Source organism: Nocardia sp. NPDC006982, from assembly GCF_042869435.1.
Lineage (GTDB): Bacteria > Actinomycetota > Actinomycetes > Mycobacteriales > Mycobacteriaceae > Nocardia.
Genome location: NZ_JBIAFV010000006.1, coordinates 185,770 through 199,357, shown reverse-complemented (window position 1 = coordinate 199,357; position 13,588 = coordinate 185,770). Strand labels below are relative to the sequence as shown.

Annotated in this window: 11 protein-coding genes; 4 read left to right on the top strand and 7 right to left on the bottom strand. The window is 65.1% G+C overall.

All coding sequences use genetic code 11. The annotated features are described in order from the left end of the window. The first annotated feature begins 1 nt into the window (after position 1). The 4 genes from ACFYOW_RS25035 (at position 2) to ACFYOW_RS25020 (ending at position 7,013) form a co-directional block, all read left to right on the top strand. Positions 2-1,399, top strand: coding sequence for an aldehyde dehydrogenase family protein (locus ACFYOW_RS25035; protein WP_387292399.1), 1,398 nt, complete (start codon positions 2-4; stop codon positions 1,397-1,399). 341 nt (positions 1,400-1,740) lie between these two features. Next, entirely contained in the window at positions 1,741-1,896 is a 156-nt protein-coding gene (locus ACFYOW_RS25030; protein ID WP_387291732.1) for a hypothetical protein, read from the top strand. A gap of 687 nt (positions 1,897-2,583) precedes the next feature. Beyond that, positions 2,584-3,024, top strand: coding sequence for an SDR family NAD(P)-dependent oxidoreductase (locus tag ACFYOW_RS25025; RefSeq protein WP_387291730.1), 441 nt, complete (start codon positions 2,584-2,586; stop codon positions 3,022-3,024). Positions 3,025-3,692: 668 nt separating this feature from the next. Then, entirely contained in the window at positions 3,693-7,013 is a 3,321-nt protein-coding gene (locus tag ACFYOW_RS25020; RefSeq protein ID WP_387291728.1) for a protein kinase, read from the top strand. A 744-nt stretch (positions 7,014-7,757) separates the two neighbouring features. Here ACFYOW_RS25020 and ACFYOW_RS25015 read toward each other — a convergent pair. From ACFYOW_RS25015 to ACFYOW_RS24985, 7 genes are read right to left on the bottom strand one after another with little or no spacing between them, the layout of a single operon-like run. Next, positions 7,758-8,585, bottom strand: a complete 828-nt coding sequence (locus ACFYOW_RS25015; protein ID WP_387291726.1) for an SDR family NAD(P)-dependent oxidoreductase — start codon at positions 8,583-8,585, stop codon at positions 7,758-7,760. Further along, positions 8,528-8,755 (bottom strand): hypothetical protein, encoded by a 228-nt coding sequence (locus tag ACFYOW_RS25010; RefSeq protein ID WP_387291724.1) that lies wholly within the window; start codon positions 8,753-8,755, stop codon positions 8,528-8,530. Before ACFYOW_RS25010 ends, ACFYOW_RS25015 begins: the two co-directional genes overlap by 58 nt. Continuing rightward, on the bottom strand, positions 8,752-9,729 hold the full coding sequence (locus ACFYOW_RS25005) for a cyclase family protein (protein WP_387291722.1): 978 nt from the start codon (positions 9,727-9,729) through the stop codon (positions 8,752-8,754). The genes ACFYOW_RS25010 and ACFYOW_RS25005 overlap by 4 nt, the downstream gene beginning before the upstream one ends. Then, the gene (locus tag ACFYOW_RS25000) at positions 9,726-10,895 is read right to left on the bottom strand and encodes an alpha/beta hydrolase family protein (RefSeq protein ID WP_387291720.1); all 1,170 of its coding nucleotides are present in this window, start codon (positions 10,893-10,895) and stop codon (positions 9,726-9,728) included. The genes ACFYOW_RS25005 and ACFYOW_RS25000 overlap by 4 nt, the downstream gene beginning before the upstream one ends. A 12-nt stretch (positions 10,896-10,907) precedes the next feature. After that, a complete protein-coding gene (locus tag ACFYOW_RS24995; RefSeq protein WP_387291718.1) occupies positions 10,908-11,657 on the bottom strand; it encodes an SDR family NAD(P)-dependent oxidoreductase in 750 nt (249 codons plus the stop codon). Then, the gene (locus ACFYOW_RS24990; protein ID WP_387291716.1) at positions 11,654-12,637 is read right to left on the bottom strand and encodes a fumarylacetoacetate hydrolase family protein; all 984 of its coding nucleotides are present in this window, start codon (positions 12,635-12,637) and stop codon (positions 11,654-11,656) included. The genes ACFYOW_RS24995 and ACFYOW_RS24990 overlap by 4 nt, the downstream gene beginning before the upstream one ends. Further along, a complete protein-coding gene (locus tag ACFYOW_RS24985) occupies positions 12,637-13,575 on the bottom strand; it encodes a VOC family protein (protein ID WP_387291714.1) in 939 nt (312 codons plus the stop codon). Before ACFYOW_RS24985 ends, ACFYOW_RS24990 begins: the two co-directional genes overlap by 1 nt. Positions 13,576-13,588 lie beyond the last annotated feature (13 nt).

The window sequence follows — 13,588 nt, the reverse complement described above, 5'->3', positions numbered from 1 at the left end:
CATGACGTTGACCAACCCTGCAGATGGCTCCGTTCTCGGCGCAGTCGAACAGACAACGCCCGCCGAGGTTTTCGAGCACACGACTGCAGCACGCGACACATACCGCAGTGGTGTCTGGTCGGCACTGCCGCCGCGAGAACGGGCCGCAGCCCTGCTTCGACTTGCTACGTTGATGGAGCGAGACGCGCACTTGCTCGCGACACTCGACAGTGAAGACGCCGGGAAACCGATCACCGAATGCATCACCGGGGATGTCCCCAGCGCCATCGAATCCATCCGTTGGTTCGCCGAAGCACTCGATAAACGCTATGGACGAACCTCTACCACCGGTAGAGACGTGCTCGCCTTCACCGAACGCGAACCTTACGGAGTGACTGCGGCGATCCTGCCCTGGAACTATCCTCTCGCGATGGCCGCATGGAAGATCGGGCCAGCCCTCGCAGTGGGCAACGCACTGATCTTGAAACCCGCCGACGCCACCCCCCGCTCCGCTCAGCACGTCTCCGCTCTGGCCACAGAAGCAGGAATCCCCGACGGTATCCTTCGCGTCCTTCCTGGTACCGGCCCTGTGACCGGCGCAGCGTTGGCCTCGGACCCGCATGTAGGAGCACTTTCGTTCACAGGATCCACGGCCACCGGCCGCAATATCCTCACCGCCGCTGCCCAATCCAACCTGAAACGGGTCAGTCTCGAACTCGGCGGCAAAAGCCCGCAGATCCTGCTCGACGACGCACTCGACTTCGGCACCGCCCTCCTCGAGGGCATGATCGAGGCTGCATTCCTGACCGCAGGCCAGAATTGCACTGCTGGTTCTCGTATCCTGGTGCACGAGCGAATTCACGATGAGGTCGTCGCCTCCCTCACCGCCGCTGCCGACGCGCTGCAGGTCGGGCACCCCGCCGACCCCACGACGAAGATCGGTCCAGTGATCAATGACGTCGCGGCCGACCGGATTCTCGCGACGATCATCCAGGCCACCGCCGACGGTGCCACCATCGCCGTCGGTGGTCGGGAAATCCCCGTCGTCGCAGGTGGTCGCTACATCGCACCCACGGTGCTGACCGATGTACCCGCCGGGACCGCGATCACCCGCACCGAAGTATTCGGACCCGTCGTTACTGTGCAACGATTTCGTACCCACGACGAAGCCATCATGCTGGCCAACGACGTTGACTACGGGCTCGCCGCGTCGGTATGGACCCGCCGCCTCGACGATGCGCTTGTCCTCGCGCGCGGCATCGAAGCTGGACTCGTCTCCGTTGGTTCTTATAGTGAGGGGGACCTCACCGTGCCGTTCGGGGGATGGAAACAGTCCGGATACGGCGGTGCCGAGAAATCGTTGCGCGCGTTCGACCAATGGTCGCGGGAGAAAACTATATGGATACAGCAGCACCCGTGAATAGACATTGATCGGAGGTGTATGCGACTCCGAGGAGTACCGCCGTAGCCTGGAAATAGACGACGAGTGGGCCGTTGGCTGCGACCGGCGATCTTGTTCTCTTGCATCAAGCAGTTGCTGTGACGGTCCCGGTTTCGTGAGGCCGGAGCAACTCGCCGAGGTCGCGGCTACGGCGGTGCAGCTCGACAGCGTGCAGCCGTGATGACCACCGAGGCTTCCGTCGAAAAAGACCGCAGCGCACGATATTTAGCCTGACGCGTGGGTGCCGTTGAACCAGTCGTACCAGCTCTGCCGCTATAGGCGTAGCACGAAAGGTCCCACGATCTGACAACGCTCGGGTTATGGACGATGTCATCCACATACCGGCAAAACGACCGAGATGGTTTCGACAGTGCCGGGCGACGCTCACCGACGAAGTGCCGACACAGGAAGACCACGTCCAAGTTGGCGTCGCGCCGAGCCTTGTTCTGCTCAACTTGATCGGCGAACTGCAGTAGGACCTCCCGCCGGATGGTTGTGGCCAACGCGGAGGTGGAGATTGATGTTGGCTGGCGACGCTTTGGGTGAGTACTTCGGCGAGGTCGTCACGGAGTCCAGCGCGGTGGCACAGACAATGGGTATTTGGTGTCTCGTTGGAAGGCAGGTTTCAGGACGTGTTTTATTCGCCTTTTCGCCGCTACGCTTGGAGAAAGGGGCCCGGTTGCATGGCTCGACCTTGCCGACAGTTCGCAGCGAGGCATCGTGTACCGAGTGGGCGACACAGCCAAGGCCGGGGGCAAATCGGACGAAATCCTGTTCGAGGATGACTGACATCTGCGCCAGAGATAGTCTCTAATCTACTGAATGCACAAATAGCTGTTGACCAACAAATCACGCGCTGCCGTCGGGAATTGCATTCCGTCACTATGCCGATGAAGAAATCGGGTAGCAACAGTGCATAGTTCGGAAACGTTCAAGACCTCTTGTATGCTCGAGGAGGCGATTCGCCTTGACTACCGAAGGACGACCCCTGGGCGAGGGTGACGTGCACCTGCGGATCTGGCTGGCCGATGTGGTATTGGACTACGTTGCCACTACCACGGCGGTGGGTAATTTGATACGCGATTGGCGACGAAACCCGTGGTGGACGATAGAATTAAAATGGGATTTCTTTGAAGACTGTAGATTGAATCCACGTCTCCCCTGTGAGCGACTGTTCCTCGGACCGTGACGGGGTGGCGGCCAAGTTATCGAACGGAGAGAGTTGCATTGAGATCAGGGGAAAGGTGGTCTTGGTAGTAGGCGCTTCATCGGGTATCGGCAGAGCGGTTGCCATAAGACTCGCTGGCAGAGGTGCTTTGATTGCGGCGACGGCGCGGCGCGCAGACCGACTTGCACTGCTTGCGAGCCAGATCGCGAACACCGACGGGCAGTGTCATGTGTTTCCGGCAGATGCCACGGACGCAGGTGAGCGAGCCTTGCACTGGCGACTTGCGAACTCGGGTTATGAATTTGGAGAAATTCGAGACCGGGTACGGATGGAACATGTCACTATGTTTTTGCGTGAATCGAATATTCCGATAGGATCGGTCGCTGCGAGGGTCGGATTCAGTGGCTCGCGAGTTCTGACCAGTCAGGTCGAGTAACGCCTCCGTGCGCATGGCGCTCGAACCGGTCGCTGGAAACCCCATGGGACCAACTATCAGTGAGCCAGTCTCCATTGCGAAGTATGTAACTATAAGTGCGTACTTGTCCGGTTCGTGGAGCATCACGGCGGGCTAGCGCCTCGAGCTCGATGCGGCGCAGCCTCGTCGACGTCGCCTCGAGCCATCGCTGAACTGCGGTCTGCCACGCCGTGATTCGCACAGACTGCCGTTCGCCGAGCGCACTTCGGTCACGCATGATCGGTTGACGCATGCTGGCGGCGATGCCAGCTATCGGCCGTCTCGGGTTGTGCCCGTGGTGATTTGGCCTGAGGGCGCCGGATGCCCGGCACCCTCAGGCACCCTGGCCCGCTGCTTGGCAATGTCGTCGTAGGTGCCCGGGCGGCGGTGTACAAATTGTGATCATCGGTTCGCTCCGGTGTAGTGAAATCGCAGCTGGCGGGGCACAGACAGCGATAGGGACCTGCCACTGGTCTGGGGGGTACTACGGCAGCCCAGCAGCGTCACCACGAGTGTTTTCAGCCGCCAATCGTGGCGAAAGCGGCGCCCTTCGCCGGCGTGGCTGTCATGTAGGAAGCCATCACCACAGGGGAAAACCGCCGCAGCCGACCGGCGGTATCCTGAAGAACATCACGGAGCAGGACCGGCGCATGGGCGACATCGAGCCATTCAAGACCCAGCGCGCCGTGATCCCGGCGGTCACGGCGGAACTGGCAGAAGCAGGATTCACCGACGCCGAGGAGATCGGGCGCGGCGGGTTCGGGGTGGTGTATCGGTGCACCCAAGCGGCGCTGGACCGGACGGTGGCGATCAAGGTGCTCACCGCAGCCCTGGAGGAGGGGAACCGGCAGCGGTTCGTTCGGGAGCAGCGGGCGATGGGCCGGCTGACGGGACACCCGAACATCGTGGGGGTGTTGCAGGTCGGCACCTCCGCGTCCGGACTGCCATATCTGGTGATGCCCTACTATCCGCAGGACTCCCTCGACGCCCGGATCCGCCGGCACGGTCCACTGTCGGTGCAGGAGACGGCGCGCCTGGGTGTGAAGCTCGCGGGGGCCCTCGAGGCCGCGCACCGGCTCGGCATCCTGCACCGCGACGTCAAACCCACTAACATCCTGATCAGCGACTACGGTGAACCCGCACTAACCGACTTCGGGATCGCCCGTATCCCCGATGGATTCCACACCGCCACCGGCACGGTTACAGGTTCACCGGCATTCACCGCGCCGGAGGTACTGGCCGGAGAGGCACCCACCCCCGCAGCCGACGTCTACGGGCTCGGCGCGACGTTGTTCGCCGCGTTGACCGGGCACGCGGCGTTCGAGCGGCGAAGCGGCGAACAAGTCGTAGCCCAGTTTCTGCGGATCACCACACAGCCGGTCCCTCATCTACGCGAGCAAGGCATCGACGAGGACCTTTCGACGGTGATCGAACATGCCATGGCCCGCCCTAGCGAGCAGCGGCCCTCCGCGGCGGCATTGGGCGAGCAGCTGCGGCATCTACAGGCCGGGCGCGGGTGGCCGGTTGACGAGATGGCGGTACGGGCCGCAGCGGGTGCCGAGCGGCAAGAAAGCACCCCGGTTCCTTTGATTCCGCGGGCGACCGGCCCCCCGCCGGTGCGCGAGCCCTTGCCGTGCGGTTCGTCGGTTAGCGCAAGCGGACCGTTTCCCCTCGAGCTGACAAGTTTTATCGGCCGCCGTACCGAATTGGCCGAGGCCAAGAACCTGCTGGCGAACTCCCGGCTGGTGACGTTGACCGGGATCGGCGGGGTGGGCAAGACCCGACTGGCGTTACGAGTGGCGACCGGCCCGCAACGAGAATTCGCCGACGGGGTTTGCTTGGTCGAACTTGGGCAGCTGCACGACGGCGCGCTGCTACCCGGCGTGATCGCCGCCTCTCTAGGGTTGCGCCCACAAGGGCAGCCGGTGCTCGACGTCCTGATCGAATACCTGGCGTCGCGGGAGCTGCTGCTGGTGCTCGACAATTGCGAACAAATCGTGGATACGGCTGCGAAGGTGGCCGAGTCACTGCTGCGGGCGTGCCCGAAGTTGCGGATCCTGGCCACAAGCCGCGAACCTCTCGTTGTCGGCGGGGAATCTGTGCTGCGGGTGCGGCCGCTGACCGTTCCTGACCCGGATCGGCAGCCCTCGCTGCGAAGTGCGGCCCGCTATGACGCGGTCACCTTGTTCGTCGAACGGGCCGCCGCCGCGGTGCCGGGCTTTGTGCTCACCGAGGACAATGTCGCCGCGGTGACCGAGATCTGCCGCCACCTCGACGGGCTGCCGTTGGCGATCGAGCTGGCGGCGGCCCGGCTGCGGGCACTGTCACCAGAACAGATCCTGGCGCGGCTCACCGACCGATACGCACTGCTGACCCGCGGCAGCCGCAGCGCGCCGAGTCGCCAGCAAACCCTGCGGTTGTGCATCGACTGGAGTTACTCGCTGTGCACCCCGGCCGAACAACAGGTGTGGGCACAGTTGTCGGTGTTCGCCGGCAGCTTCGAACTCGACGCCGCCGAACAGGTGTGCCGCAACGATCTCGCAGCGGAGGACCTGCTCGATGTACTCACCGCCCTGGTCGACAAGTCCATCCTGATCCGCGAGCAGTCGGGCCCGGTGGTGCGGTTCCGGCTGCTCGAGACGGTGCGTGACTACGGCCTCGACAAACTCGATGAAGCGGGCCAGTACACGAACCTGCGGCGCCGACATTTGGACTGGTACCGGCAGCTCGCCTTGGACGCCGACGCCGACTGGATCAGCCCCCGCCAACTCGACTGGATCGCCCGCCTCGACCGCGAACAACCCAACCTGCGCCAAGCACTGGACTTCTGCCTGACCGGCACCGAAGCGGAATCCGACGCCGCGTTGTCGATGGCGTCAGCGTTGCAACCGTTCTGGTTCTCCCGAGGCCAGGTCGGCGAGGCGCGGCACTGGCTCGACCTCGCCCTCGCCCTCGCCAGGCGGCCCGCTACCGCTACCGCCGTCCACGCCAAGGGGTTGTGGCGTGCCGTCCTGGTGGCCGAAGCCCAGGACGACCGCACCGCGGCGTCCGCACTGGTCGCACAGGTGCAGGCGCTGGCCGCACGAACCGACCGCCCGATCGTGCACGCATACGCAAATCTTGGTCTTGGCCTCCATGCGCTCCGCAGCGGCGACCCGCCGCAAGCACGCGCACCCCTCGAAGCCGCGTTCGAGTCGTTCACTGCGCAGGACGACGTCTACGGGCAGGTCTTTGCCCTGCTCGGGCTTGGATGGACACACGAATCGCAGGGAGACAGCGCAGCAGCTCTCTCGTACCACGAGAAGGCCCTCGCGATCACCGAATCATATGGCGATTCCGCATATCGGTCATATGCCTTGTGGGGCACGACGGTTGCCGCGTGGCACCACGGTGATCGCGACGGTGCGCTGCGCCTGCTGCGGCAGTGGCTGCCACTGATCAGGCAGCAGAAAGACCTACTCATGGCCACGAACGCCCTGGAAACATTGGCGTGGATTGTGGGAGCCCAGGCCGGCAGCGCGCGGCTCGCCGCCGTGTTGCTGGGCGCCACGAACGCAATGAGGCAGCTGGCAGGCACTTCCGCGGTCTTCTTCCCGAGCTTGGTGGTCCATGGCGAAGACTGCGAACGAGCGGCCCGCCGCACGCTCGGACGGCGATCCTTCGAAGCCGCCTATCACGAAGGCGCCGCAATGGATCTCGACGCCGCGATCGGCTATGCCCTGGGCGAGCAACCGCAGGCTGCGGCTCGCGGTCCGGCTCCGTCCGATCTGACGACTCGGGAGCGGGAGGTGGCCGACCTCGTCGCAGACGGCCTGACCAACAAAGCCATCGCCGCCCGCCTGCACATCTCCCAGCGCACCGCCGACGGACACGTCGAACACATCCTTGCCAAACTCGGATTCACCAGACGCGCCCAGATCGCCGCCTGGGTCGCCGAACCGAGCCGATCGGCACACACTCGAGGGCGCTGACCTCGGCCATTCACGCCAGATGAGCCAGCAGTGGCTCTGAAATGGCGAAAGGTGCTCTGAACTGCGATATGAATCCGCCCGGTGAGTCCGGGGACTCATCTTCTGTGGAGGGTGCAGTCGTGTCGTCGAGGAAGAGGTCCCCGGTCGAGCTGCGTGGCACACGGTCGATCAGTTCGAATTGGCCACCACCGAATGGGTGGACTGGTCGCCACCGCCGACTGGTTCACCGCACTCGCCCGCGACCTCGCCACCATCGGAACTCCTCCGACGACGGCTTGATCGTCGGTCAGCCCGTTGATCCCTTTGAGAAACCACTGAAACCACATGCATAGGCAGCCATGTCGGCGCCATCCATCGTCACGGGTCGCGGTAGAGGGGTTGTCGGAGCAGTGGAAATTCGGGCTACAGCCTGCGTCGCCACTGAGGGCGCCTGCTGCGGAACGGAGGCGAAGGACAAGGCCATGGCCTCCGGCGAGCCCTACGTGGTCAGGGAGCCGTGAATGAGTTCCTGCAGCGGTGACTGGGGCGGGATGACGGGCGTGATCACCGTCGATCACCCCCGCCAGCAAACATTCCCGAGGGTGCCGCAGAGCCGATTTCCGGCAGATGCGCCACATATCGGCGCAGGTCAGAGCATGGAATCACTGGTCAACCTCCGTGTGTGCGAGTGCACTCGCACACACGGCACCGATACCCAACAAAAATGTTGCAGATCCGTGCGCGAGAGGGGACTTGATCACAGATCTACGTCATCAATGACGCCGATTCGTGTTCAAGTGGAGGCTTTTTGGGTTCGCCGCAGCATAGCACAGGGTTATTCCTGGCCTTTCGATATCTGTATTCTGTTGAGCTATAGCAGTTTTCGGTACGTCGTTGGTAGTAGCTGAGTGGGACATCTTCGTCGCGTCCCGTGGTTTGGTTCGATGTCGGTCTGTCGTCTGCTTCAAGTGGGTTGTGGCACCGCGGAATCATTGATCGGAAGCTGGCCGATGCCAACAGTGCGCGCCGCCTGCTGGACCCGACCAACGTGGTCGACCTGCTGCGCCTGGTCAGAGCGCACCGGGCAACATCCTGCGGTGTGCCGATCCGGCCCAGTGGGATGGTGCCGGCGATACCGCGCATCGGGTGGTCGGCGGCGAGCAGGTTCTCTTCCGAGGCGGGTGTGCGGATCATCCCGGGGCTGAGGCAGTTCGCGCGGATGCCGCGGGCCGCGCTCTCGGCTGCCAACTGTTCGGTCATCGCGACGACGCCACCTTTGGTGGTCGTATGCGCGATGCGGGTGTTTGTGAGCGACCCGGTGAGTCCGGCGGTGGAGCCGACCAGCAGCACCGATCCGCCGCCGCGGTCGATCAGGTGTGGCCACGCGGACCTGGTCACCAAGAAGACGGTGTCCAGTTCGTTGCGGACGACGAAAGACCAGTCCTCGTAACTTGTTTCGGTGATCGGCGCGAAGCGGGTGGCGCCCGCGTTGTTGTAGACGATATCTAGTCCGCCGTGGCGTTCGGCGATATCGTTCACCCAGGCGCGGACACCCGCTTCGTCGGCCAGGTCGAGCGGATGGGCGCTGTCCATGACGCCACCTGACGCTCGCACCATTTCCGCTGTGTCGGCAGCGCCTTGGGCGTGATATCGGTGCCGGCCACGATCGCGCCCTCGGCCGCGAACAACAACGCCGCGGCGCACCCCTGCCCGCCTGCGGTTCCGGTGATAAGCGCGATCTTTCCCGCGAGCCGGCCGCTCATCGGACGGCGACCGGGTTCACCGGTGCGCCCACCGCGCCAGTGATCTTGATGGGGGCGGCGGTGAGGAAGAAATCGTAGTTGCCGTCTTCCCGGCAGGCCTGCGCGAGCGCATCGAGATCCCACATCTCCCCGATAAAGAGCCCGATCTGCGGGATCGCTACTTGGTGCAGCGGCTGGAACGCCGTATCGAATTCATTGGGACGGACCTCGAAACCCCACGTGTCCGTGGCGATTGCCGCGATCTCGGTGGTGTGCAGCCAGTCGGCGGTGGTGAAGGACAGTCCAGGCGCGGGCCCGCCCGCGTACTCACCCCATCCGTCACGTCGCGCGCGAGCCAGTTGCCCCGTGCGCACGACGACGATATCGCCGCGGCATATCTGCGAGGTGCTGCCCTGTGCGGCGATGGTCTGCTCGAGATGTGCCTGGGTGATCGCGAAACCGTCCGGCAGTTCACCATTTTCATCGATCGTGTATCCGACATCGAGCAGGACGCCGCGGCCGCAGATCACGTCGGCGACGGTTTCGATACCGGTGACCTGGTCGCCGAGGCTGGTGACGACCCGGTCGGCCGGTCGGCCGTTCCAGGCGTGTCCGTGGTCGAAGATATGGCCGAGGCCGTCCCATTGGGTCGAGCACTGCAGGGGCATGGCGATGACATCGTCGGCGCCGCCGAGTCCGTGCGGGAAGCCCTGGTTTCCGGCGACGGCGTCGGTTCCGGTGTCGAGCATGGTGTGCACGGGGTTGGTGCGGCGCCGCCATCCCTTCTGCGGGCCGCCCATATCGAAGGACTGGGACAGTGAGAAGGACCGGCCGGTGCGGATCGAACCGGCCGCGGCGCGGCGGGTGGCGTCGTCGAGGTGGTTCATGGTGCCCAGGACGTCGTCAGGACCCCAGCGGCCCCAGTTGGATACTCGTCCGGCTGCGGCGGCGATGGCGCCCTCGGGATCGGTGCGGTCCAGTTCTTCGGGGGTCATGACAGCGCGCCTCCGTCGAGTTCGGTGAAGGTATCGCTCACCCAGTCGGCGATGAAGGTGGTGACATGCGGCAGGTGGTCGAGGCCGATATGTTCGGTCGCGCCTTCTTCCGGGGTGAAGAGGCGCAGTTCCCGTTTGGGGCTGTTGACCGCCTGGTCATAGGAGCGGTGCGCGTATTCGAGCCGGATCTGCCGGTCCTTCTCCCCGTGTGCGATCAGGAACGGCACGGTGATCTTCTCGACGATGCCGTCGAGGTGGATATCCTCGGCGAATTCGATGAAGGTCGGGATATCGGGCTGCCCCCACACCCACAGCACATGATCCCAGTAGTGCGGGACCGGGTTCTCGCCCTCGCGGTCGAGCCGCCGTTTCTGCACCGCGCCCCAATTGTGGTTGGCGCCCCAGGCCACGCACAGGGCGAGACGCTTTTCGAAGGCCGCAGCCCGCGGGACGTAGTAGCCGCCGAGTGACCAGCCGGCCAGCCCGATTCGGTCGTTGCGGATATCGGGGCGGGCCTCGAGCCAGTCGACGCAGGCGGCGGCCCACACCTCGGTGTCGATCCGCGCGGTGAGCCCCTGCAACCGCAGCGCCTCACCGCTGCCGGGGCAGTCGACCATGAGGGTGGAGATACCGCGGGCGGCGAGTTCGTGGTGGATACCGGCGCCGACCATCATCTCCTTGGTGGAATCCAGGCCGTTCCACATGATGATCACCGGGGTCGGGGAGCCGTCGGCCGTGGCATTGTGGAAGTACGCCGGAAGAGTGGTGCCCTCGTAGGGGATCGCGACCTTGGTGGTGGCGGGGTCGATCAGCGCGCACGATTTCAGCAGCAGGTCCACACTGCGCTGGTATTCGGCATTGCGGCTCGAATCCTTGGCGCTTTGCATCCGCTCCGCCTGCGCGACATACACCGACGCGCGGAAATACGCGTGCCCGGCAGTGCGCATATGGCCGGCCTTCTCCGCCTCCACGGCCTGCTGTTCGAGCCGGTCGGCCACGGCCCGCCAGGCGGCCATGAATTCGGCGGTGCCGACATCGGAGCCCTGGGCGGCGAGTTCACGGATGGGGCGGCAGGCGCGGTCGACCTCGTCGATCAGACCACCGCTGTTGAGTGTCGCGACGACGCCGAGGTTCCAGATGTAATTGCCCGGAAAGTATTCGAACATGATTTCCTCTGCTCAATGGGTGGTTTGTGGGGGCTGGTAGAGCGGGCGCAGGGCATCCGAGACGGGTTTCGCGCCCGCGTGTGAGGCGACACCGCCGTCGACGGGGATTTCGGCTCCGGTCACATACGAGGCACCGTCGCCGAGCAGGAACACCACGACGGACGCCACCTCCTCCGGACTGCCAGCGCGGCCCAGCGGCGCGGCCGCGATCGAGGCATCCCGGAATTCCGCGGGCGCAGAAGCGGTCATCGGGGTCTCGATGAAACCGGGATGCACGGTATTGACCCGGATTCCGCGTTCACCTAGTTCCATGGCCGCCGTGCGGGTGAGCCCGCGGACCGCCCATTTGCTGGTCGTATAGGCCAGCGGATAGTGACCCTGGTAGCCGGCGAGCGAGCCGATGAGAACAATCGAACCGCCGGCCGGCATCAGCGGTGACAGTGCCTGGATCGCCTGCAACGGACCGCCGATATTCACCGCGTGCGTGTCGGCGAGGGCGTCCGGGGTGACGTCCCCGAGCCGCGCCCGCCAGGTGACGCCCGCACAGTTGACCAGGCCGTGGACCGGTGCTCCGGCGAGGTAGGTGGCCAGCGCCGACCAGTCCCGCGGGTCGCGCACGTCGAGGCGGCGGATACCGGTCCCCGCGACCCGGTCGACCGCGACCGCGCGACCGCCGGCGGCGGTGACCGCGGCCGTTACCGCGGCACCGATCCCCGACCCGGCCCCGGTGACGACCACGGTGCGTCCGGCGAGCGCGCTCATACCGGATCTCGGCGGAACGCCGGATAGTCGCGTTGCCGCACGGGACTCAGCGGTGGTGCGGGGTCGGCAACTCCGACGCGGCCGCTCAGCGCGCCGATGCCCTCGACGGTCAGCGTCACGATATCGCCTGGTTGCAGCGGCGACGGAACTTGCTTGCCGCGCCGGCCCCATAGTTCGCCGAGGCAACCGCCGTTGCCGACGGTGCCCGAGCCGATCACATCACCGGGTACGACCCCGCAGTCGCGGGAGGCGTAGGCGATCATCGATTCGAAGGTCCAGCCCGCGTTGCTCAGCACATCGCGGCCGATTTCGGTCTCGTTCACCGTGACCACGCAGGCGAGATCGAGGAACCCGTCGGCGTCGCGGTACGGGTCGAGTTCGTCGGCGGTGACGATCCACGGACCCAGGCTGGTCGCGAAATCCTTACCTTTGGCGGGCCCCAGCGATACCTGCATCTCCCGGCTCTGCAGGTCCCGCGCCGACCAGTCGTTCATGATCGTGTAGCCGAAGACCGCCTGTCGCGCCTGCTCCTCGGTGAGCGACCGGCCGGCCCGGCCCACCACCACGGCGACCTCGAGCTCGAAATCGCGCACCGCGCAACTCGCCGGGAACAGCGCTTCCTCGTCGGGGCCGAGGACGGCGTGCGGGTTGGTGAAATAGAACGTCGGTGCGTCGTACCAGGCTTCGGGCACCCCCGATTTGCCGTCCACGCTGCGGCGCACGCCTTCGACGTGTTCCTCGAACGCCACGCTGTCGCGGATGGACGCCGGCCGTAGCGGGGCCAGTAGCCGCACCTCGTCCAGCCCTCGCCCGGCCTCCCGGGCGCGGGCGTGGCCGGCCAGCCGGTGCGCTTCGGGCAGGCCGGCGTCGACCACGTCCCGCATGCTCAGTCCCGGGGCGAACGGGTACACCGTGCCACCGTCGGCCACCCCGACGCGGGGTTCTGCGAGGCCGGGCGCGGTGAAGGTCGCGAGCCGCATCAGACCGGAGGTGCGACGAAGCAGCCGCGGTCGGGATCGTTGAACGATTTCTTCGCCACGAATTCCTCCATCGGATTCGCGGTGCCCCACTGGTCGCTCACCGTGGGATCGGAGAAGTCGTAGAGGTGCGGATGCCAGGTGTCCTCGTCGAGTTCCTCCAGTTCGGTGGTGTATTCGACGGTGTTGCCGTGCGGGTCCAGGAAGTAGCTGAAGGTGTTGTTACCCGCCATATGCCGACCCGGTCCCCACACCTTCTCGACCCCGCCGCGCAGCAGCCGGCCGGTGCCGCGCATGTATTCGTCGATCCCGCGCATCTCGAACGAGGCGTGATGCAGCGAGACATGCGGGCAGCGCGCGACGGCGATGCTGTGGTGGAACCGGTTGGTGCGCAGGAACCACATCATCTTGCCCATATGCGGGTGCATGAGAGTGTCGGACAGCGCGAAGGACAGGTGCTTTTGGTAAAAGGCCACGGTCGCTTCGGGATTCGGCGAATTGATCACGACATGCGACAGCTTGACCGGCACCGATTCCCCCTCCTCGACCTTGCGGTGCTGCCGCACGGCCACGTCCGAGGACACCTCGAGCGTGCGGCCGTCATTGTCGAAGAACCGGAAACCGTAACCGCCACCGGGGGTTTGCAGTTCACCGGGTTGGCTGACCAGTTTCACCCCGTCGGCGGCCAGCTGTTCCGCCATGGTGTCCACGTCGGCGGGGGTCGCCGCGCCGAACGCGATGAGGTCGAGCCGCTTCTCCTCGGCCTTGCGTAACCGCACCGAATACTGTTCCGGCGAGCCGGCCGCGGTCAGGAAGGCGATGCCGTTCTCGGTCGTCTCTGGTTCCAGCCCCCACATATTCGTGTAGAACTCGAACTGCTTGTCGTAGTCGGGGACGGCCAGATCGACATGGCGTAAATGGGTGATCAATCGCTCGTTCATGTTCTTGCCCTTC